We start from the raw sequence: 21,515 nt of genomic DNA, 5'->3' as shown, positions 1-21,515 counted from the left end.
GATTGCGATGAGCACTCGATGAGTACGCGATGAGTACGCCCATGAAGTAGCGACGGTCCGGCGGTAACCCGGACCTAAAAGGAGCGAAGTGGCTAAGGTCCGGGTATACGAACTCGCCAAGGAGTTCGGGGTTGAGAGCAAGGTCGTCATGGCCAAGCTCCAAGAACTCGGTGAATTCGTACGTTCGGCGTCCTCGACGATCGAGGCGCCGGTTGTACGCAAGTTGACTGACGCACTGCAGGGGCCCGGCGGCAACGCCGGCAAGTCCGCTGCAAAGCCTGGCGCGCCCCGTAAGGCCGCCCCTGTGAAGCCCGCAGCGCCCTCCCCGGCAGCTGCGGCACGTCCCGGTGCCCCGAAGCCCGGCGCACCGGCTCCCAAGCCGGCCGCTGCCGAAGCCCCGGCGAGCACCACCCCCGCTGCGCCTTCCGCGCCGTCGGCGGGCCCGCGTCCGGGTCCCAAGCCCGCGCCGAAGGCCGCCCCGGTCACCCCGGTGCCCGCAGCCGAGTTCTCGGCTCCGGCTCCGGCCCAGCCGGCAGCACCTCAGCAGCAGCAGGCCCCGCGTCCCGCGGGTGCCACCCCGGGTCCCCGTCCCGCCGCTTCCCGTCCGGCTCCGGCCGGCGGTCAGCGTGACGGCGGCCGAGACGGTGGCCAGCGTGACGGCGGCCGCGGTGGAGAGCGTGGCGCCGAGCGCCCCGCACGCCCCGCAGGCCAGGGCGCCCCGCGCCCCGGCGGCGCCCGTCCGGCCGGTCCCCGTCCGGGCAACAACCCCTTCACCTCCGGTGGCTCGACGGGCATGGCCCGTCCGCAGTCGCCCCGTCCCGGCGGCGCCCCGCGTCCCGGTGGCGGCTCGGAGCGCCCCGGCGCCCCGCGTCCGCAGGGCGGCCCCGGCGGCGCCCCGCGCCCGCAGGGCCAGGGTGGAGCACGTCCGTCTCCGGGCGGCATGCCGCGCCCGCAGGCTCCTCGTCCCGGCGGCGCCCCCGGCGCCGGCGGTAACCGTCCGAACCCGGGCATGATGCCGCAGCGTCCCGCTGCCGGCCCGCGTCCCGGTGGTGGCCCCGGCGGTGGCCGTGGTCCCGGTGGCGGCGGCGGTCGTCCCGGCGGCGGTGGCGGCGCAGGCCGTCCCGGTGGTGGCGGCGGCTTCGCAGGCCGTCCGGCCGGTCCCGGTGGCGGTGGCGGCGGTTTCGCCGGTCGTCCCGGTGGCGGCGGTGGCGGTGGCGGCGCAGGCCGTCCCGGTGGTGGCGGCGGCTTCGGCGGTCGTCCCGGCTTCGGTGGACGTCCCGGCGGCCCCGGTGGCCGTGGTGGCACACAGGGCGCCTTCGGCCGCCCCGGTGGTCCCGCGCGTCGTGGTCGCAAGTCGAAGCGGCAGAGGCGCCAGGAGTACGAGGCCATGCAGGCCCCGTCGGTGGGCGGCGTCATGCTGCCTCGCGGCAACGGACAGGCCGTCCGGCTGTCGCGCGGTGCCTCCCTCACCGATTTCGCCGAGAAGATCAACGCCAACCCGGCGTCGCTCGTCGGCGTGATGATGAACCTCGGCGAGATGGTCACTGCCACGCAGTCCGTCTCCGACGAGACGCTGAAGCTCCTCGCGGACGAGATGAACTTCGTCCTCGAGATCGTCAGCCCCGAGGAGGAGGACCGCGAGCTGCTCGAGTCCTTCGACATCGAGTTCGGCGAGGACGAGGGCGGCGAAGAGGCCCTGGTCTCCCGTCCTCCGGTCGTGACCGTCATGGGTCACGTCGACCACGGTAAGACCCGACTGCTGGACGCGATCCGCAAGACGAACGTCATCGCGGGCGAGGCCGGCGGCATCACGCAGCACATCGGTGCGTACCAGGTCGGTGCCGAGGTCAACGGCGAGGACCGCCGTATCACCTTCATCGACACCCCGGGTCACGAGGCGTTCACCGCCATGCGTGCACGTGGTGCGAAGTCCACCGACATCGCGATCCTCGTGGTGGCGGCGAACGACGGTGTGATGCCCCAGACGATCGAAGCGCTGAACCACGCCAAGGCGGCCGACGTGCCGATCGTGGTCGCGGTCAACAAGATCGACGTCGAGGGTGCGGACCCGACGAAGGTGCGCGGTCAGCTCACCGAGTTCGGTCTGGTGGCCGAGGAGTACGGCGGCGACACGATGTTCGTCGACATCTCCGCCAAGCAGGGCCTCAACATCGAGGCTCTTCTGGAGGCCGTCGTCCTCACCGCCGACGCCTCGCTCGACCTGCGGGCCAACCCGGAGCAGGACGCGCAGGGTATTGCGATCGAGTCCCACCTCGACCGCGGCCGCGGTGCCGTCGCGACCGTCCTGGTCCAGCGAGGCACGCTGCGGGTCGGCGACACGATGGTGGTCGGCGACGCGTACGGCCGAGTCCGCGCGATGCTCGACGACAAGGGCGAGAACGTCGAGGAAGCGGGTCCCTCGACCCCCGTCCTCGTGCTGGGTCTCACCAACGTCCCGGGTGCCGGCGACAACTTCCTGGTCGTCGACGAGGACCGTACGGCCCGTCAGATCGCCGAGAAGCGTGCCGCTCGTGAGCGCAACGCCAACTTCGCCCGCAAGGGTGTCCGGTTCTCCCTGGAGAACCTGGACGAGGCGCTCAAGGCCGGTCTGGTCCAGGAGCTCAACCTCATCATCAAGGGCGACGCGTCCGGTTCGGTGGAGGCTCTCGAGTCCTCGCTGCTCCAGCTCGACGTCGGTGAAGAGGTCGACATCCGGGTCCTGCACCGCGGTGTGGGTGCGGTCACCGAGTCGGACATCGACCTGGCGACCGGCTCCGACGCCATCGTGATCGGCTTCAACGTGCGCGCCGCAGGGCGTGCCGCGCAGATGGCCGACCGCGAAGGTGTGGACGTCCGGTACTACTCGGTCATCTACCAGGCGATCGAAGAGATCGAAGCGGCCCTCAAGGGCATGCTCAAGCCGGAGTACGAAGAGGTCGAGCTCGGTACGGCGGAGATCCGCGAGATCTTCCGCTCGTCCAAGCTGGGCAACATCGCCGGTGTGCTGGTCCGGTCCGGCGAGGTCAAGCGCAACACCAAGGCGCGCCTGCTGCGCGATGGCAAGGTCATCGCGGAGAACCTCAACATCTCCGGTCTGCGCCGCTTCAAGGACGACGTCACCGAGATCCGCGAAGGCTTCGAGGGCGGTATCAACCTCGGAAACTTCAACGACATCAAGATCGACGACGTCATCGCGACGTACGAGATGCGCGAGAAGCCGCGAGGCTGACCCGTACCTCAACAGTCGGGGCCGGTCGACGGGACGTATATCCGTCGATCGGCCCCGGCCGTTCCGTGTACGGTTCTTGTGTCCCTGCCAGTCAACGGTGGGGCGCGAACCCGAACCGGCGGGACATCCGGACACACATGTATGTGGGGACACTGTCCTTCGATCTGCTTCTCGGCGACGTACGGTCGCTGAAGGAGAAGCGCTCCATAGTCCGTCCGATCGTTGCCGAGCTCCAGCGCAAGTACGCGGTGAGCGTGGCGGAGACGGGCGGGCAGGACCTCCATCGCAGGGCCGAGATCGGCCTCGCCGTGGTCTCCGGGGAAACCGGACACCTCACAGACGTACTCGACCGGTGCGAGCGGTTGGTCGCCGGCCGGCCGGAGGTGGAGCTGCTGTCCGTACGGCGGCGGCTGCACAGCGACGAAGACGATTGAGCAGGACCGACCGGGAACCGGGGGAGTGGGTGACGCCGCCCCCGGACTGCCGGTCGTTCAAAGTGAGAAGGAGACGGACCAGTGGCCGACAACGCGCGGGCTAAGAAGCTGGCGGACCTCATCCAGGAGGTGGTCGCCGAGAAACTGCAGCGGGGAATCAAGGACCCGCGCCTGGGTACGCACGTGACCATCACGGACACCCGCGTCACCGGCGACCTGCGGGAGGCCACGGTCTTCTACACGGTCTACGGCGACGACGAGGACCGGGCGAGCGCGGCAGCCGGCCTGGAGAGCGCCAAGGGCATCCTGCGCTCCGCGGTCGGTTCGGCGGCGGGGACGAAGTTCACCCCCACGCTCTCCTTCGTGGCGGACGCGCTGCCGGAGAACGCCAAGGCGATCGAGGACCTCCTCGACCGCGTACGGGCCTCCGACGCCAAGGTGCGCGAGGCGTCCTCGGGCGCCACGTATGCGGGCGACGCGGACCCGTACCGCAAGCCGGAGGACGAGACCGACGAGGACACAGCCTCCGAATGACAGCGCAGAACAAAACGCCGGACGGACTTGTCATTGTCGACAAGCCGTCCGGCTTCACTTCGCACGACGTCGTCGCCAAGATGCGCGGCATCGCCCGGACCCGCCGGGTCGGCCATGCCGGCACGCTGGACCCGATGGCGACCGGCGTACTCGTGCTCGGCGTCGAGAAGGCCACCAAGCTCCTCGGCCATCTCGCGCTGACCGAGAAGGAGTACCTCGGTACGATCCGGCTCGGCCAGGACACCGTCACGGACGACGCGGAGGGCGAGATCATCTCGTCCACCGACGCCTCCGGTGTGACCCGCGAGGGCATCGACGCGGGGGTCGCCGCCCTGACCGGCGCCATCATGCAGGTGCCGTCCAAGGTCAGCGCCATCAAGATCGACGGCAAGCGGTCCTACGCACGGGTCCGCGGCGGCGAGGAGTTCGAGATCCCGGCCCGTCCGGTGACCATCTCGTCCTTCCACGTCTACGACGTACGCGAGGCGGTGGCCGAGGACGGCACCCCGGTGGTCGACCTGGTCGTCTCGGTGGTCTGCTCCTCGGGTACGTACATCCGGGCCATCGCCCGCGACCTCGGCGCCGGGCTCGGTGTGGGCGGGCATCTGACCGCCCTGCGGCGCACCCGCGTCGGTCCGTACGGTCTCGACGCCGCGCGGACGCTCGACCAGCACCAGGAGGAGCTCGTCGTGATGCCGGTGGCCGAGGCCGCCGACTCGGCGTTCCCCCGCTGGGACGTCGACGAGAGGCGGGCCAAGCTGCTGCTCAACGGCGTACGGCTCGACATGCCCGCGTATCCGCCTGGCCCGGTCGCGGTCTTCGGGCCCGACGGGACGTTCCTGGTCCTCGTCGAGGAACAGAAGGGCAAGGCCAAGAGCCTCGCCGTCTTCGCCTGACACCCGGGGCCCCGTCGTGGCCCCCCGTGGAGCGGGCAGGACCCCTTTGCCCGCTCCACGACCCCCCACCGGATTCTGTCCGGCGAACGCCCCTGATTCACCCCAACGGGCAGGCGCTCGGAGTGAATCGGGGGTGCAAACGGGGCGCTTTTACCCTGATTGCTCTTCGTGCCGATCACTGTCGCCCTACCGTCGGATCATGGGATGCGGGGACCGGGCGACGCTGGTACGACTGTGCGATCCGGCGGGCCGGCCGCGGGGGACGGGCTTCGTCGCGGACGGCCGGGGAACGGTGGTGACCAGTCACGAAGCGGTCGACGGCCTCCCGCACCTCCTGCTGCACGGCGCGGACGGCCGCAGCTGCCGCGTCGAGGCCCACGACATCACCGCACTGCCGGAACTCGACCTCGCGCTCCTGCCCACCGGCGGACCGGACGCGCTCGGTGTGCCGCCCCTGCCGATCGCCCCGCAGGAGCGGATCGACGCCGGCGCCTATGTGAGGATCGCCGCGCACGGCGTCCGCGAGGCACGCGTCCTCGGCGCGACCGCGGCGACGTACACCGCGGGCGGCCGTACCCACACGATCGGCCGGGCCCTGGAACTGGCCCTCGGTACGGACGGCAGCGATGCGCTCCGGCTCCGCGGCGCGGCCGTCGGCGGGCCCGTGTTCGACCCGGACAGCGGCGCCGTCATCGCGGTCCTGGGCACCGCCCTGCGCACCGGGCACGCCGCCGCCGGCTGCGCGGTGCCGCTGGCAGGCCCGGACCGCGACGGCCCGCTGGGCGTGCTGCTGCGGCGCAACGCGACGGAGGTACCCGGATACGGAACCGGTCTGAACGTGGCGGGAGCGCTCCAGCTCACCGCCATGTCGGTCGGCTCCGCGGGCGGCCCGAGTGCCTGGCCCGACCCGGTGGAACGGCCCGACGCCCTCGCGGAGTTCAACGACTTCGCGGCGGTGGGCCGCGGCGGGGACGGGGAGGAACCCGCGGTGGTTCTCGGCCTGGTCGGGGCGCCGGGCACCGGCCGCACCACGGAACTCGCCGCGCTCGCCGCCCGGCGGACCCGGGGCCCGGTGCCCGCGCCCACCCTGTGGCTGCGCGGCGCCGACCTGCTGGCCGACGACACCTCCGTGGCCGACGCGATCGCCCGCACGCTCCGGCAGGCCGGGCGCATCGTCGCCGCCGCCGGAGCCACGGGAGACATGGCGGCCGCCACCCCCGAGCGGGTCGCCGGGCTGGCCGCGGACGCCGGCAGCCCGCTGCTCGTCCTGCTGGACGGCCCCGAGGAGATGCCGCCCGTCCTGGCGCACCGGCTGGCCCGGTGGACGGCGGGCTCGGTCGACTGGCTGCGCGCACACGGGGCGCGCCTGGTCGTCGCCTGCCGGCCCGAGCACTGGGAGACCGCGGGTGCGCTCTGGCCGCCGGACGCGCTGCACCGCCCGGCCCGCCCTGCCAGGCGGCTGCCCTCGGCGGTCCGCATCGGCGACCTCACCGTGGGCCAGGCCGAACGGGCCAGAGAGGGGTACGGCCTTCCGCCCGACGCGCTCGCCGTCGGCCACGACCGGCATCCGCTCACGCTGCGGCTGCTCGCCGAGGTGCGCGGGGCCCTCCCGGCGGGCGCCCCCGGGCGCCCCGACACGGAAGAGGTCTTCGGCGCCCACCTGGACCTCATGTGCCTGCGCATCGCGGTCCGGATCGCCTCCCAATGGCGTCCCGCACCGCATGGCACGGCGGTGCGGCGGCTGGCGGCGCGGGTGGCGGGCCAGGTCCACGAGGCGGCCCGGCGCTGCCTGGGGCCCGGGCAGGGGGAGCTGGACCGGGCCGCGTTCGAGGAGGTCTTCCCGTGGCGCACGGGCTGGGCGTCGGCGGTGCTGGCGGAGGGCCTGCTGGTTCCGGCGGGAGCGGGCTACCGGTTCGCCCACGAGGAGCTGGGCGACTGGGTCCAGGGTGCGCATCTGGACCTGGACGCGGCGCTGCGGGCACTGGTGCACCGGTGGCACGCGGACGCGGCCGCGGGGGAGGGCGCGGACCGGGTACCGCATCCGCGCCGGCCGGGCGGGCAGGCCGCACCCCGGGCGCCCGAGCCGGAGCAGCCGCACACACTTCCCGTGCCGCGCCACCGGATCGGCCCGGTGATCCAGGCACTCCTCCTCCTGGGCCGCCGACAGGGCCCGGCCGCGCTGGCCCACCGGCTGGCCGACCTGATCGAGGCGCTGGACCGGCTGTCGGCGGGGGAGACCGGGCAGGCCGCGGAGGCCGTGGCGGGCGACACCGGCGTGCCCTTCCCCGACGCGCGCTGGTGGGCCGGACATCTGCTGGCCGAGACGCTGTTGCGGGTTCCCGACGCCCGGCCGCACCTCGGGGTGCTCCGGCTGCTCGCCGGGCGGATCGTCCGCAGCTCCGCCGATGCGGGGGGCTCCGGTGCGCGGGGCGCGTACGCCGAGTTCGGGCCGTGGTTCTGGCGGCGGCTGCGGCTGCCCGAGGCGGACCGGATGGACCTGTTCCGGCGGCTCGTTCCCGCCGACGGGCCACCGGGCACCGAAACCGAGGGCGACGGCGACGGCGAACGGTTCCTGGACGCCGTGGCCCGCCGGCTCGCCGCCCATCCGCGTACGCTCCAGCCGCTCCTGTGTGCCTGGTTCACCGACGAGCGCCCGCTCGCGGCCGATGCGGACGTCGTCCCGCGGCCCACCGTCGCGGCCGCCGCGCAGGCACTCCTCCACGCCCGCCGGGACCTCGCCGTGGACGACCTGGCCGACGCGCTCGTCTCCTGCGGCCACCCCCGCGCCGACGAACTGCTCGCCGCGCTGGCCGAGGACGAACCGGCGGCGCTCTGCCGGGCCGTCGAACGGTGGTCGCGCGACGACGACCGCCGGGCCCGCCGGATCGCCGCGGCTTGGTGCGGAGCGCTCGTCGCCCCGCATCTGACACAGGACGCGGACCGCGCCCTGCTGCGCCGATCCGCGACGGCCCTGCTGGCCCGCCCGTCCGACACCGAGCTGCACGGCCCCGTGCTCGCCCTGCTCGTGGCCGATCCGCAGACGCGGGAGCGCTATCTGCCGCAAGCCCTCCGGGCCTTCGTCGCGGACGGGCCGAAGGTGAGCGCCGCCGCGCTCGCCGTCGCGCTGCCCACACATCCCGAGCCCGTGCTGGCCGCGTACCGGGAGCGGCTCGTGCGGCCCGGGGGCGGAGCGGGCGAAGCGCTCCGCGCGCTCGCCGGGATCGACGCCCCCGCGCTGGCGCTGCACACCGCGGGGCTCGTCCGCGCCTATGTCGACAGCCACCCCGGGGACACCTCGCACACCGCCGCGTACCTCGACCGCAGGCTGGAGCAGGGGCCCGCCGCGCGGGCACTGCTGCTTCCCCTGCTGACCGGACTGCTCCGGGACCGTCCGGCGCCCCCGCCGGTCCGTGGCGCGCTCGCCGGGGTTCTCGCCTCGCCCGGCAGCCCTGCCTCCCAGCCGTCGCGGGACACCCTGCTGGAGGTGCTGCTGGACTTCGAGCAGGGCGGCGGCCACCGGGACCCGATCGTGCTGGAGGCCCTGCTGCGGGCCGCCGCGACCGGCTGCGGGGGGCGGCCACCGGTCCGCACCCGGGCGCTGGTGCACCGCACCGGGATGCTGCTGCTCCGTACCCCGGAGGGGGCCGGTCTGTTCGACCGGCTGCTGGTCGCACTCGCCCGGGACGTACCCGGGTTCGGTGCACTGGTCGTCGAGTGGCTGGCCGACGCCCCGCAGGAGTGGGCGGCGGTCATCGGCCCGAGCGCGCGGCGCACGGTGGAGGGGTTCGAGGGCGTACCGGGATCCCCGATGACCATGCCGATGCAGGCCGCAGGGCGTGAGCATGGCAGTCTTAGACCTGCGTAAGAGACAAACCCACGTACACAGGTTCGGGCGAGGAGCGGTCAGAGTGCAGCGCTGGCGTGGCTTGGAGGACATCCCCCAGGACTGGGGACGCAGCGTCGTCACCATCGGGTCCTACGACGGGGTGCACCGCGGACACCAGCTGATCATCGGCCGGGCCGTCGAGCGGGCGCGCGAGCTGGGGGTGCCGTCCGTCGTGGTGACGTTCGACCCGCATCCCAGCGAGGTCGTCCGCCCCGGCAGCCATCCGCCGCTGCTCGCCCCGCACCACCGCCGTGCGGAACTGATGGCCGAGCTCGGCGTGGACGCGGTGCTGATCCTTCCGTTCACCACCGAGTTCTCGAAGCTCGCTCCGGCCGACTTCATCGTGAAGGTGCTCGTCGACAAGCTGCACGCCAAGCTGGTCATCGAGGGCCCCAACTTCCGGTTCGGTCACAAGGCCGCCGGGAACGTGCAGTTGCTCACCGAGCTCGGTGACACCTACGACTACCGCGTCGAGGTCATCGACCTGCGGGTGCGCGGCGAGGCCGGCGGCGGCGAGCCGTTCTCCTCGACCCTGACCCGGCGCCTGGTCGCCGAGGGGGACGTGGCCGGCGCCGCGGAGATCCTCGGCCGTCCGCACCGCGTCGAGGGCATCGTCGTCCGCGGTGCGCAGCGGGGACGTGAACTCGGCTTCCCCACCGCGAATGTGGAGACCCTGCCGCACACCGCGATCCCTGCCGACGGCGTGTACGCGGGCTGGCTGCATGTGGACGGCGAGGCCATGCCCGCCGCGATCTCGGTCGGCACCAACCCGCAGTTCGACGGCACCGAGCGGACGGTGGAGGCGTACGCGATCGACCGCGTCGGCCTCGACCTGTACGGCCTGCACGTCGCCGTGGACTTCCTCGCGTATGTGCGCGGCATGCTGAAGTTCGACTCGATCGACGATCTGCTCGTGGCGATGGCCGCCGATGTGAAGCGGTGCAGCGAGCTGATCTCCGCGTACGACCGGGGCTGAGAGCCTCTCCCGCCCTACGGCTCCGGCCGGGACCGCGTGACAGCGGTCCCGGCCGGAGCCGTATCGGCAGGAGTCAGCTGTTGAGTTCCTCCAGCGTCTTGCCCTTGGTCTCCACGGCGAACAGCGCGATCACCGCGCCCACCGCCGCCACGCAGCCCAGCTGGGTGAAGACCATGGTGAGACCGGCGCCGGAGCTGATGATCGCGCCGACCACGATCGGTCCCAGGATGACTCCGAGCCGGTTCCACACTCCGCCGAACGACGCTCCGCGTGCCCGGCTGCGGGTCGGGTAGAGCTCGGGCGTGTAGAGGTAGAGGCTCACGTTGGTGGCGAAGACGAAGAGCGTCGTGACCGAGGCCCACACCGCTACCTGGCCGCCGGACGAGGCGCCGGAGACGGCCAGCGAGAACAGGGCGACGGCCGCCCCTCCGAGACCGACCGTCAGGGACACCCGGCGTCCCACCCGGTCGATGACGAGCGCGACCAGGAGACAGCCGATCAGACCGGTCACATTGCTCAGCAGCGCGTAGTTGAGCGCGGTACGCAGATCGAGGCCGAACTCCTTGGTGTAGAGCGAGGGCAGCCAGGTGGCGATGCCGTGGTTGACGTAGTACGCGACGAACCACAGTGCCGACACCACGGCCGTGCGCCGCAGATAGCGGCCCGTGAAGAGATCCCGCAGCCCGCCCCGGGACGTCTCGACGGCCGTCGCCGGGCCTGGTTCGGGCAGCGGGGCGCCGGTCGACTTCGCCACGTCCTTCTCGATCCGGGCGATGACCTGTTCGGCCTCCGTGACCCGGCCCCGGGAGAGCAGCCAGCGGGGCGACTCCGGGACCTGGCGGCGCAGGACGACGACGAGGAGGACGGGCAGGGCGCCGATCACGAACATCACCCGCCAGCCGAAGCTGGGCACCACCCAGCTCGCGACGAGCGTGGCCGTGGCGAGGCCGGCGGGGAAGATGAGTTCGTAGAGCAGCACGAAGCGGCCCCGGTGATCCGCCCGGGCGATCTCGTTGATGTACGTGGCGGCGACCGGCACCACACCGCCGATGCCGAGGCCCTGAACGAACCGGAAGAGCGTGAAGAGGGCGAAGCCGGGGGAGAACGCGACGGCGAGGCTGGCCAGTGCGGTCACGGCGACACCCAGCGCGACGGTGTTCACCCGGCCGATCCGGTCGCCGAGCCAGCCGGCGACGAGCGCCCCGAGCAGCATCCCGACGGAACCGCTGGTGACGATCATCGTGCCCTGGCCGGTGCTCAGCTTCCACTGTTCGGTCAGGACGGGCAGCGCGGAGGCGGTCAGCAGCTGGTCGAACGCCTCGAAGAACGTGACGGTTCCGATCAGTGTGCGGACCTTGATGTGCCAGCGAGAGCTCGGCAGGCGTTCGAGTCTGGCCGAGACGGAGCTCACGGCGGGGCCGTTGGCCACGATTGACATGTGGATCCTTCCGCGAACAGGAGTTGCGGTGACCCTAGGAAGAAGTGTCTTAGTGGTCAATAACTAAGTGCTTAAATGTTACGAGGGGTTCCCGGGACCCGGAGTCCGGGAACGGGCGCCGGTTGTATCGTGTACACCTCACCGCTGCGCCGGGCGTGGTGTGTCCGGAAGGAGGCGCGGGGGCGCGGCATGGCACCGTCCTCCCATCGCACATGACTCGTAGAGCATCCGGCCGCCCCGACGCGGTCGACCTCGTCCTTGAGCAGTGGAAGCGTGAACTCCCCGCCCTGGACGCCTCGCCGATGGAGGTGCTCGGCCGGCTCCACCGCAGCTTTCTGCGGTACCAGGGGCTGCTGTCCGAACTCTTCGAATGCTTCGACCTGAACATGGCCGCCTTCGACGTACTGGCAGCTCTGCGCAGGTCAGGGCCCCCGTACCGGCAGACAGCCGGTCAGCTCGCGGACATCGCCCTGGTCACCACGGGTGGCATCACGCTGCGGCTGGACCGGCTGGAGAAGGCCGGTCTGGTGACCAGGGAGCGTGACGCGAAGGACCGCAGGGTCGTGTACGCGTGCCTCACCGAGCGCGGTGCCGAGGTCGCGGAGACGGTCGCCGTCGCACACTTCGCCAACGAGGAACGGATGCTCGCCGAACTCTCCGACGCCGAACGGCGCCGGCTGGGCGAGCTGCTCGGCAAGCTCGAACGCTCGCTCGAGACGGCGGAGCGGACGCCGCCGGACCGTGCCGCGCTGATGGCGTCCGCGCGGCGGGATCCGATGCATAATCCATAGCACTCACTGTCTGAGTGCTCAGGCTTCACCCCAGGGGGACGTGCCGGAGGCCGGTGTACCGGCCCGGAGGAGGTTCGTACCGTGCGTGAGCTGCTGTCGGAACTGCGCGCCTGGGACGAGGCCGGAACGCCCTTCGCGCTGGCGACCGTCGTCTCCGTCCGCGGCAGTGCTCCACGGGCGCCCGGCGCCATGATGGCCGTTACCGCCGACGGCACGGTGGCGGGCAGCGTCTCCGGGGGCTGTGTCGAGGGAGCGGTGTACGAGGTGGCGGGCGAGGTGCTCGCCACGGGCGCGCCACAGCTGCAGTCGTACGGGATCACCGACGACGAGGCCTTCGGTGTGGGCCTGACCTGCGGCGGAACCATCGACGTCCTCGTCGCCCCCTACACCGCGCCGGCCGACCGCTCCTGGCTCCGGGACGTGGGGGAGACCGTCGCACGCGGCGAACCCGTCGCCGTGGCCACCGCCCTTCCGGACGGCACCGGTGCGAGCGCGCGGCGGGTGGTCGGTGCGGACCGGGCCGAAGGGTCGTTGGGCGACGAGGGCCTCGACGCGGCCGTCACCGACGACGCCCGGGGCCTCCTCGCCCAGGGTGCGACCGGGCGGCAGTGGTACGGGATCCACGGCGAGCGCCGGATGCAGGACGTGTCCGTCTTCATCCAGACGTACGCGCCACCGCCCCGCATGATCGTCTTCGGCGCCATCGACCACGCGGCGGCCACCGCCCGCATCGGGTCCTTCCTCGGCTACCGGGTCACCGTGTGCGACGCCCGTCCGGCCTTCGCGACCCGCGAGCGCTTCCCCACCGCCGACGAGGTCGTCCGCGCCTGGCCGCACACCTATCTGTCGGACACGGACGTCGACCAGCGCACCGTCCTGTGCGTGCTCACGCACGACCCGAAGTTCGACGTGCCTCTGCTGGTCGCCGCCCTGCGCACACCGGCGGCCTACATCGGGGTGATGGGCAGCCGGCGCACCCATCACGACCGGATGGCACGGCTCCGGGACGAGGGCGTGGGCGAGGCCGACCTCGCCCGGCTGGCCTCGCCCGTCGGGCTCGACCTCGGAGCCCGTACACCGGAGGAGACGGCCGTCTCGATCGCCGCCGAGATCATCCAGCACCGCTGGGGCGGCACGGGACGCCCGCTCGGCGAACTCTCCGGCGCGATCCACCACCACGGCCGGCGGTAGCGGGCAGGTCCCGGGCCGAGGGTCCGCCCGCCCTCCCTGGGAGTGGCCGCAACGTGTCGTCGTCTGCCCGGAGGGCGCGTCCTGCGGCGCCGGTGCGTGCCGGCGCCGCAGGACGGACGAGGCTGTGCGGACACGGCCTAAGGCCGGGCCACCGCCGCCGCACTCGCCCAGTGGCACGCCACCTGCGTCTCGCCGCCGCCCGCGAGCACCGGCAGGTCCTTCGTGCGGCAGGCGTCCGCGACACCCGCCCGCTCCGCCTCGCCCGAGGCCAGGACCTGGCAGCGCAGATGGAAGCGGCAGCCCGACGGCACCTTGGACGGGTCCGGCGGCTCGCCGGTCAGCACCACCGGTTCGCCCTCGGCCTCCGGCAGCACCGACAACAGCGCCTGGGTGTACGGATGCTGCGGAGCCGTGAGGATCTGCTCCACGTCCCCCGTCTCCACGATCCGGCCGAGATACATCACCGCCACCCGGTCCGCGATGTTCCACGCGAGACCGAGGTCGTGCGTGACGACCAGCGCGGACAGGCCCAGTTCGTCCCGCAGGCGCAGCAGCAGCGCCAGGATCTCGCCGCGCACCGACGCGTCCAGCGAGGCCACCGGCTCGTCCGCCACGATGAGTTCGGGCTCCAGGACCAGCGCGCCCGCGATCACGACCCGCTGACGCTGACCGCCCGACAGCTCGTGCGGGTACCGGAGGAAGAACCGCTCCGGAGGCCGCAGCCCCGCCCGGGAGAGGGCGTTCGTCACCGCCTCCCGCTCGTCGCCGCCGTACCGGTGGATCCGCAGGCCCTCGGCCACCGCGTCGTACACCGTGTGCCGCGGGTTCAGCGAACCGCTGGGGTCCTGCAGCACCAGCTGGACCCGCTTGCGGTACGCCTTCAGGGCCCGGCTGCCGTAGTCGAGCGGCTTCCCGTCGAAGGTGACCTGCCCGCCCGTCGGCGGGACGAGGCCGAGCAGCGAGCGGGCCAGCGTCGTCTTGCCGCATCCCGACTCGCCGACCAGCGCGACGATCTCGCCCGGCCTGATGTCCAGGTCGACCCCGTCCACGGCACGGGCCTGGCCGGCGCCGTGCCTGCCGGGGAACGAGACCCGCAGATCCCGCGCACTGAGCAGGTCCGTGGTGGTGCTGGTCATGATGTGCTCCTTGCTTCCTCGGCGCCCTGCGGGGCCGAGACCCCGTCCGGCCCCACCAGCACGCAGGCGGCCTCCCGCCCGGGCCCCGCCACCCGCAGCTCCGGGTCCTGCGTGGTGCAGGAGTCCAGCGCCACCGTGCAGCGCGGATGGAACGTGCAGCCGGCCGGGAGCGCCGACGGGTCGGGCGGGTCGCCCGGCAGCCCACGGGGCGCGAACCGCGAGGCCGGGTCCCCGATCCGCGGGAAGGCGCCCGACAGGGCCTTGCTGTACGGGTGGTGCGCCCGCTCGTAGACCTCGGCTGCCGGACCCTGTTCCACGACCCGTCCCGCGTACATCACCGCGAGCCGGTCGCAGGTGTCCGACAGCACCGCGAGGTCATGGCTGATCATGATCAGTCCGAGGTCCTGCTCGGAGACCAACTGCTCGATCAGCCGCAGGATCTGGGCCTGGATCATCACGTCGAGGGCCGTCGTCGGCTCGTCGGCGATGATCAGGCCCGGATCGCAGGCGAGCGCCATCGCGATCATCACGCGCTGCCGCTGCCCGCCGGAGAGCTCGTGCGGATAGGCGTCCGCCCGGGCGGCGGGCAGACCCACCTGCTCCAGCAGCTCACCGGCACGCTTGCGTGCCGCGGCCTGCGTGGTCTTCCTGTGCAGGACGATCGGCTCGGCGATCTGGTCCCCGATGCGGTGCACCGCGTTCAGCGAGTGCATCGCGCCCTGGAAGACGATCGAGGCGCCCGCCCAGCGCACGGCCCTGACCTGACCCCACTTCATGGCGAGGACGTCCTCGCCGTTCAGCAGGATCTCGCCGGTGACCTTCGTGCCCGCGGGCAGCAGCCGCAGCAGTGCGAGCGCCAGCGTGGACTTCCCGCACCCCGACTCCCCGGCGATGCCGAGCTTCCTGCCCGCGTCGACCTCCAGGTTCACCCCGCGGACCGCCCGGGCCCCGCCGGCGTACGTCACCGTCAGATCGCGTACCTCGAGAAGAGGCGTCTTACGGATGCTCGTCGTGCTCAACGGGCCACCCCCAGCTTGGGATTGAGGACGGTCTCGATGGCGCGCCCGCACAGCGTGAACGCCAGGGCCACCAAGGCGATGGCGATGCCGGGCGGCGCCAGGTACCACCAGTCGCCCGCGCTCACCGCACCGGCTTCGCGCGCGTCCTGGAGCATGCCGCCCCAGGAGGTGATGGTCGGGTCGCCGAGGCCGAGGAAGGCCAGCGTGGCCTCCGTCAGGATCGCGCTGGAGATGACCAGCGTGGTCTGGGCGAGCACCAGCGGCATCACGTTCGGCAGGACGTGCCGCAGCATGATGTGTCCGTGCCCGCCGCCCAGCGCGCGGGCGCGCTCGATGTAGGGACGGGACTCCACGGCGAGGGTCTGCGCCCGCACCAGGCGGGCGGTCGTCGGCCAGGTCGTGACGCCGATCGCGATGATGACCGTCCACAGGGAGCGGTCCATCACGGTGGCGAGCGCGATGGCCAGGACCAGCGTCGGCATCACCAGGAACCAGTCGGTGACCCGCATGAGGACCGTCGAGTACCAGCCGCGGAAGTGCCCCGCGACGATCCCGACGACCGTACCGATCGCCACACAGAGGAAGGCCGCGAGCAGCCCCACGGTCAGCGAGACGCGCGCGCCCCAGATCAGCAGGGCGAGGACGCTGCGTCCGAACTGGTCGGTGCCGAGCGGGAACTCGGCGCTCGGGGACTCCAGGGCGCCACCCGGAGCCTCGGTGACGCTCTGCGCGTTCGCACCGGTCAGCACGGGCGCGCACAGGGCGATCAGCGCGATCAGGATCAGCCCGGCAAGTCCCCACAGGCCACCCCGGTGGCTGCGGTACTCCCGCCAGAACCGGGCCACGGAACGCCGCTTGCGGGCCCGGGCCAGCGCGCCCGCGCTCTTGGCCTCCTCGGGCCCGGACTCCTCGGGCGCGGGCACCTCGGCGCCCGGTGTGGACGCGGGCATGGATTCGGTCGTCATCGGCCCACCCGGGGATCGAGCAGCGGATACAGCAGATCGGCCAGGGTGTTCGCCAGGATCACCGCGGTGGCGAAGACGAAGAACAGTGCCTGGACGAGCGGAAGGTCGGGGACGCTCAGCCCTTGGTAGAAGAGTCCGCCGAGACCCGGCCAGGAGAACACGGTCTCCACCAGGATCTGCCCCGCGACCACATGGCCGAGGTTGACGAACATCAGCGTGAAGGTCGGGAGCATCGCGTTGGGCACGGCGTGCTTGCGCCGGACCGTGTCGTCGCGCAGCCCCTTGGCGCGCGCCGTCGTCAGGTAGTCGCTGCCCATCTCGTCGAGGAGCGAGGAGCGCATCACCAGGAGCGTCTGCGCGTAGCCGACCGCGACCAGGGTGATCACGGGGAGCACCATGTGGTGCGCGACGTCGAGCACGTACGCGAAGCCCGACTCGTTGCCCGACTCCAGCCCGCCGGTCGGGAACATGCCCGGAATCGGTCCGACGCCCACCGCGAAGACGATGATGAGAAGAAGGCCGAGCCAGAACGAGGGCACGGAGTAGAGCGTGAGCGCGAGCGCGGTGTTGAACCGGTCGCTCTTCGATCCGTTGCGCCAGGCGGTACGGGTGCCGAGCCAGATGCCCAGCGCGCTGTAGAGGACGTACGCCGTGCCGGTGAGCAGCAGCGTCGCAGGAAGCGCCTCGGTGATCTTGTCGACGACCGGGGCGTGGTATTGGAACGAGGTGCCGAAGTCGCCGGTGAGCGCGTCACCCACGTAACTGGTGAACTGCTGCCACATCGGCTGGTCGAGCCCCAGCTGCCGGCGCAGGGAATCGAGTTGCTCCGCGGATACGGGCCGCCCGCCGGTCATCTGCTTCACCGGGTCGCTGGGAATCAGCCGGAAGAGGAAGAAGCTCGTGACCAGAACGGCGAACAGCGAGACGGCCGCGCCGAAGATCTTGGCGGCCACGTACTTCAGATAGGCCTGGGTGTTGCGCGCCCGTGGGCCGCGGACGGCCGGAGAGCCGGCCGGAGCCGGACCTTCCGCGTCCGCCTGCTTCACGAGCGCCGGAGTGCTGTCAGCTGTCATAGGAACTCTCGTTACTCGTGCTGCACTTGGAGGGATCGGCGGGCGGGGCCCCGATGCCAGGGCCCCGCCGGCCTTCGCTCTCATCCCGTCCGCGGGAACGACCCGCGGTCCGCGGAGCTACTCGCGCTCGTCCGCGGTGGTGCGGCGGCGCCGGGAGAGGAGGAACCCGCCGCCGGCGAGGACCACGACGGCAACGACGATGCCGATGACGATCCCGGTCGAGCTCGAACCGGAGTCGCTGTCACCGCTCGCGCCGTCACTGTCGGCCGGAACGGCCGACCACCAGCTCCAGTACCCGTCCTGGCCGTAAATGTTGCCGGCCGCCTCGGGCATGGTCGTGATCGACTTGATCTGGTCGGTGCGGTAGGCCTCGACCGCGTTCGGGTACGCGATGACGCTCATGTACCCGGAGTCGTACAGCCACGACTGCATCTGTCCGACGAGGTCCGCACGCTTGGTGGTGTCGTACTCGGCGAGCTGCTTCTTGTAGAGCTCGTCGTACTTCTTGTCGCAGATGAAGTTGTCCGTGGCCGCGCTCGCCTTGGCCTTGAGCGGCAGGGCGGCGCAGGTGTGGATGCCGAGGACGAAGTCCGGGTCCGGGTTGACGGACCAGCCGTCGAAGGCGAGGTCGTACTCACCGGCGTACCAGGGCACGGAGACGTCGTCGAGGCACTCGACCTTGAGGCCGACGCCGAGCTTGCCCCACCACTCCTTGAGGTACTTGCCGATCGCCTTGTCGTTCGGGTCCGTCGCGTGGCACAGGATGCGCAGGTCGAGCGCCTTGCCGTCCTTGCCGACGCGCTTGCCGTCCTTGAGGGCGTAGCCCGCCTGGTCCAGGAGCTTTCCGGCCTTGGCGGGGTCGTAGGCGAGGCTCTGGCCCGACGACGGCTGCCAGGCGTACTCGGAGAAGCGCGGCGGGATGTAGCCCTGGCCCTCCACCGCGTGGCCCTGGAAGACCTTGTCGATGATCGTCTTGCGGTCGATCGACAGGAACAGTGCCTGGCGGACCTTCTGGTCGAGCAGCGCCTCGTTGCCGTTACCGAACTTCTTGCCGTCCTTGGTCTGCGCGCCCGGGTTGGTCGCCAGCGCGAAGAAGCGACGTCCAGGGCCCTCGTTGACCTTGATGTTCGCGTCACCCTTGAGCGACGCGGCCTGGGCGGGCGTCAGCGCGGGCGAGCCGGCGACGAAGGAGACCTCACCCTTGCGGAGCGCGGCGACCGCGGCGTCCTGGTCCTTGTACGTCTTGAAGACCAGCTCGTCGAACTTGGGCTTGCCGCGCCAGAAGTCCTTGTTGGCCTTGAGCTTCACGTACTGGTCGACCTTGTAGTCGCTCAGTACGAACGGCCCGTTGCCCACTACGGGGAAGTCCTTGTCGTTGTTGAACTTCGAGAAGTCCTTGACCTTCTCCCAGACGTGCTTGGGGACGATCGGCACATCGAGCGCGGCCATCGTGGCCTGCGGCTCCTTGAGCTCGATGACCAGCTGCGTCGGGCTGGGAGCCGTCACCTTCTTGAAGTTGGTGACGAAGCTGCCGTTCGCCTGGGCGGCGGCCTCGTCCGTCATCATCTTGTTGAACGTCCAGGCCGCGTCCTCGGCGGTGGCCTGTTCGCCGTCCGACCACTTCGAATTACTCCGAATGGTGTAGGTCCACGTCAGCTTGTCGGCCGAAGGCTCCCACTTGGTGGCGAGACCCGGGACGGCGTGATTGTCCTTCGGGTCATAGTTCGTCAGGAAGTCGTACATGAGCCGGGAGACGCTGGTGCTCAGCAGCTTCTGGGCGAGGAACGGGCTCAGGGAGTCGATGCTCTGCGCGACCGCGACGGTCAGCGTCTTGCCGCTGTCGGCGGCCTGCGCCTGCTGGGGCGCGGCCCCGAGGGGCACGCCCGGTACGACGGCCCCGGCTGTGAGAGCAAGGGCGGCCGCGCCGGAGGCCAGGAGGATACGCAGACGTGAGCGTGGCTGGGCTGAGGGCGGTGGAACTCTTTCGACCATGGTCAGGGACCTCGCGTCATGACTCGCACGGAGAAGGCGGGTTGATCTGTGGTTCGCCAGCTGGTGAAGCGAAGGTTTATCAGCGGTGGTCGAGCCACGTCAACGGTCATCGAAACGGCGTGTGGTCTGCGGGAATGCAATGAGGGTCCACATCGTGGAAGCGATGTGGACCCTCATTGGTTCAGACCTCTGACGCCTTACTGCTGAGGCGCTGGCGGCGGCTGTGGAGGCTGCTGCTGCCACCCCGCGGGCGGGACGGGGCCCTGGAGTTCGGGGTGCGCGGGCTGCCCCGGCTGACCAGGCTGTCCTTCGTGCTGCTGCGGCGGTGGCGGACCGGTCTGACCGGCCGTCGACTGCGCCTGGGAGGGCAGTGACTGCTGCCAGTTCTGCCCGGCGCCGGGCGCCTGCTGCGGCGGGTACGGCTGCTGCGGCGGGTACGGCTGCTGCGGCGGGTACGGCTGCTGCTGCGGGTACGGCTGCTGGGGTGCGTACGGCTGCTGCCCGGGTGCCGGCATCTGCTGTCCGGGCATCTGCTGTCCAGGCATCGGAGGGGCGTACTGCGGCGGCGGGTTGCTGCCGCTCGACGTCCAGAGCCCCTGCTGCTGCTGGGCGCGCGCGAAGTCCTCGGCGACCAGGGCGGAGAGGTGGAAGTACGCGTCCCGGGTCTTCGGGCGCATCATGTCGAGGTCGACCTCGGCACCGGCCGACAGGTGTTCGTCGAACGGGACGACGACCACGCCACGGCAGCGCGTCTCGAAGTGCTGGACGATGTCGTCGACCTTGATCATCTTTCCGGTCTCGCGGACCCCGGAGATGACGGTCAGGGACCGCTGGACCAGTTCCGCGTACCCGTGCGCCGACAGCCAGTCCAGCGTGGTGGAGGCGCTCGACGCGCCGTCGACCGACGGGGTCGAGATGATGATCAACTGGTCGGCGAGGTCCAGCACACCGCGCATCGCGCTGTAGAGCAGCCCGGTGCCCGAGTCCGTGAGGATGATCGGGTACTGCTTGCCCAGCACCTCGATCGCGCGCCGGTAGTCCTCGTCGTTGAACGTGGTCGAGACCGCCGGGTCCACGTCGTTGGCGATGATCTCCAGACCGGAGGGCGCCTGCGAGGTGAACCGCCGGATGTCCATGTACGAGTTGAGGTGCGGGATCGCGTGGACCAGGTCACGGATTGTGGCCCCGGTCTCGCGGCGGACCCGGCGGCCCAGCGTGCCGGCGTCGGGGTTGGCGTCGATGGCGAGGATCTTGTCCTGCCGCTCGGTGGCCAGGGTCGCGCCCAGAGCGGTGGTCGTCGTGGTCTTGCCCACGCCGCCCTTGAGGCTGATCACCGCGATCCGGTAGCAGGAGAGCACCGGGGTGCGGATCAGCTCGAGCTTGCGCTGCCGCTCGATCTCCTCCTTCTTGCCGCCCAGCTTGAAGCGGGACGCGCCGGACGGGTTGCGGCTGCTCTTCGCCTTCTGCTTGCCCCGGACGAGCCGGTCGGAGGAGAGCTCGACCGCGGCCGTGTAGCCGAGGGGTGCGCCCGGCACGGAACGCTCGCGCTGGTCGTGGGTGACCGGCGTCGGCCATGCGCTTCCGGCGCGGGGGTCGGCGGGCGGTCCCTGCGGCGGGCCCTGGGGCGCTCCCTGGGGAGGGAGTTGCTGGGGGTGCTGCTGCGCGTGGTGCGGCTGCTGCGGGGGAATCTGCGCGGGCAGATTCGGGGTGGCCTGGGCCGGCGGCTGGGCGCCCTGGGGGAATCCGTAACCGCTCGGCGGCTGCTGCGGTCCCTGCGACAACTGAGGCAACTGGGGTGCCTGGGGTGCCGGCGCGGGAACTGCCGCACCCTGCTGCTGCCCGGGCCACTGGTGCGCCTGAGGCGGCTGGGGCGCGGGAGCCGCGGGCGGCGGGAGCTGCGCCGGAAGTGCCGCCCCCGGCCGGTCCTGCTGGTGCTGCGGCGGCTGGGGCTGGGG

15 protein-coding genes are annotated in these 21,515 nt (G+C 71.7%); 8 read left to right on the top strand and 7 right to left on the bottom strand.

Going from position 1 to position 21,515, the window contains the following annotated elements; translation table 11 throughout:
* The first annotated feature begins 88 nt into the window (after window positions 1–88).
* From infB to JGS39_RS25690, 6 genes are all read left to right on the top strand, one after another.
* Window positions 89–3,229 (top strand): translation initiation factor IF-2, encoded by a 3,141-nt coding sequence (gene infB, locus JGS39_RS25715; RefSeq protein ID WP_219571902.1) that lies wholly within the window; start codon window positions 89–91, stop codon window positions 3,227–3,229.
* Window positions 3,230–3,366: 137 nt separating this feature from the next.
* Complete coding sequence (locus JGS39_RS25710; protein ID WP_136329549.1) at window positions 3,367–3,663, top strand: DUF503 domain-containing protein; 297 nt, start codon at window positions 3,367–3,369, stop codon at window positions 3,661–3,663.
* A gap of 81 nt (window positions 3,664–3,744) precedes the next feature.
* Complete coding sequence (gene rbfA / locus JGS39_RS25705; RefSeq protein WP_219571900.1) at window positions 3,745–4,197, top strand: 30S ribosome-binding factor RbfA; 453 nt, start codon at window positions 3,745–3,747, stop codon at window positions 4,195–4,197.
* Window positions 4,194–5,093 carry a tRNA pseudouridine(55) synthase TruB gene (gene truB / locus JGS39_RS25700; protein WP_219571898.1) on the top strand — a complete coding sequence of 300 codons (900 nt, stop codon included), beginning with the start codon at window positions 4,194–4,196 and terminating at the stop codon, window positions 5,091–5,093. The genes rbfA and truB overlap by 4 nt, the downstream gene beginning before the upstream one ends.
* 199 nt (window positions 5,094–5,292) lie before the next feature.
* Window positions 5,293–8,958: a S1 family peptidase gene (locus tag JGS39_RS25695; RefSeq protein ID WP_219571897.1), complete on the top strand. Its 3,666-nt coding sequence runs from the start codon at window positions 5,293–5,295 to the stop codon at window positions 8,956–8,958.
* Window positions 8,959–9,001: 43 nt separating this feature from the next.
* Window positions 9,002–9,955 (top strand): bifunctional riboflavin kinase/FAD synthetase, encoded by a 954-nt coding sequence (locus JGS39_RS25690; RefSeq protein ID WP_219571896.1) that lies wholly within the window; start codon window positions 9,002–9,004, stop codon window positions 9,953–9,955.
* A 73-nt stretch (window positions 9,956–10,028) separates the two neighbouring features.
* Here JGS39_RS25690 and JGS39_RS25685 read toward each other — a convergent pair whose 3' ends face one another.
* A complete protein-coding gene (locus tag JGS39_RS25685) occupies window positions 10,029–11,393 on the bottom strand; it encodes an MFS transporter (protein ID WP_219571894.1) in 1,365 nt (454 codons plus the stop codon).
* Window positions 11,394–11,605: 212 nt separating this feature from the next.
* Between JGS39_RS25685 and JGS39_RS25680 the strand changes: the two genes are divergently transcribed.
* Together JGS39_RS25680 and JGS39_RS25675 are read left to right on the top strand one after the other, a co-directional pair.
* Window positions 11,606–12,184, top strand: a complete 579-nt coding sequence (locus JGS39_RS25680) for a MarR family winged helix-turn-helix transcriptional regulator (protein ID WP_219571892.1) — start codon at window positions 11,606–11,608, stop codon at window positions 12,182–12,184.
* 81 nt (window positions 12,185–12,265) lie between these two features.
* Window positions 12,266–13,375, top strand: coding sequence for an XdhC family protein (locus JGS39_RS25675; protein ID WP_219571890.1), 1,110 nt, complete (start codon window positions 12,266–12,268; stop codon window positions 13,373–13,375).
* Window positions 13,376–13,512: 137 nt separating this feature from the next.
* Here JGS39_RS25675 and JGS39_RS25670 read toward each other — a convergent pair whose 3' ends face one another.
* The 6 genes from JGS39_RS25670 to JGS39_RS25645 form a co-directional block, all read right to left on the bottom strand.
* Window positions 13,513–14,511, bottom strand: coding sequence for an ABC transporter ATP-binding protein (locus JGS39_RS25670; RefSeq protein WP_219571888.1), 999 nt, complete (start codon window positions 14,509–14,511; stop codon window positions 13,513–13,515).
* A complete protein-coding gene (locus JGS39_RS25665) occupies window positions 14,508–15,530 on the bottom strand; it encodes an ABC transporter ATP-binding protein (RefSeq protein WP_219571886.1) in 1,023 nt (340 codons plus the stop codon). Before JGS39_RS25665 ends, JGS39_RS25670 begins: the two co-directional genes overlap by 4 nt.
* Window positions 15,527–16,495 carry an ABC transporter permease gene (locus tag JGS39_RS25660; RefSeq protein ID WP_371930611.1) on the bottom strand — a complete coding sequence of 323 codons (969 nt, stop codon included), beginning with the start codon at window positions 16,493–16,495 and terminating at the stop codon, window positions 15,527–15,529. Before JGS39_RS25660 ends, JGS39_RS25665 begins: the two co-directional genes overlap by 4 nt.
* Entirely contained in the window at window positions 16,492–17,568 is a 1,077-nt protein-coding gene (locus tag JGS39_RS25655; RefSeq protein WP_219571884.1) for an ABC transporter permease, read from the bottom strand. Before JGS39_RS25655 ends, JGS39_RS25660 begins: the two co-directional genes overlap by 4 nt.
* A gap of 117 nt (window positions 17,569–17,685) precedes the next feature.
* The gene (locus JGS39_RS25650) at window positions 17,686–19,560 is read right to left on the bottom strand and encodes an ABC transporter substrate-binding protein (protein ID WP_219571882.1); all 1,875 of its coding nucleotides are present in this window, start codon (window positions 19,558–19,560) and stop codon (window positions 17,686–17,688) included.
* 197 nt (window positions 19,561–19,757) lie between these two features.
* The coding region (locus tag JGS39_RS25645) for a MinD/ParA family ATP-binding protein (protein WP_219571879.1) at window positions 19,758–21,515 on the bottom strand (1,758 nt) is incomplete at its 5' end.

This window comes from Streptomyces poriferorum, assembly GCF_019399235.1.
Lineage (GTDB): Bacteria > Actinomycetota > Actinomycetes > Streptomycetales > Streptomycetaceae > Streptomyces > Streptomyces poriferorum.
Note: the sequence above shows the minus strand (reverse complement) of the source record. Positions and strands in the feature narration are given on the sequence as shown.

What these genes read in the sequence shown, in the direction of transcription:
- JGS39_RS25710 (WP_136329549.1), top strand. Translation starts at nt 3,367, where the DNA reads ATGTATGTGGGGACACTGTCCTTCGATCTGCTTCTCGGCGACGTACGG.
- truB (WP_219571898.1), top strand. Translation starts at nt 4,194, where the DNA reads ATGACAGCGCAGAACAAAACGCCGGACGGACTTGTCATTGTCGACAAG.
- JGS39_RS25695 (WP_219571897.1), top strand. Translation starts at nt 5,293, where the DNA reads ATGGGATGCGGGGACCGGGCGACGCTGGTACGACTGTGCGATCCGGCG.
- JGS39_RS25685 (WP_219571894.1), bottom strand. Translation starts at nt 11,393, where the DNA reads ATGTCAATCGTGGCCAACGGCCCCGCCGTGAGCTCCGTCTCGGCCAGA.
- JGS39_RS25680 (WP_219571892.1), top strand. Translation starts at nt 11,606, where the DNA reads ATGACTCGTAGAGCATCCGGCCGCCCCGACGCGGTCGACCTCGTCCTT.
- JGS39_RS25670 (WP_219571888.1), bottom strand. Translation starts at nt 14,511, where the DNA reads ATGACCAGCACCACCACGGACCTGCTCAGTGCGCGGGATCTGCGGGTC.
- JGS39_RS25660 (WP_371930611.1), bottom strand. Translation starts at nt 16,495, where the DNA reads ATGACGACCGAATCCATGCCCGCGTCCACACCGGGCGCCGAGGTGCCC.
- JGS39_RS25655 (WP_219571884.1), bottom strand. Translation starts at nt 17,568, where the DNA reads ATGACAGCTGACAGCACTCCGGCGCTCGTGAAGCAGGCGGACGCGGAA.
- JGS39_RS25650 (WP_219571882.1), bottom strand. Translation starts at nt 19,560, where the DNA reads ATGGTCGAAAGAGTTCCACCGCCCTCAGCCCAGCCACGCTCACGTCTG.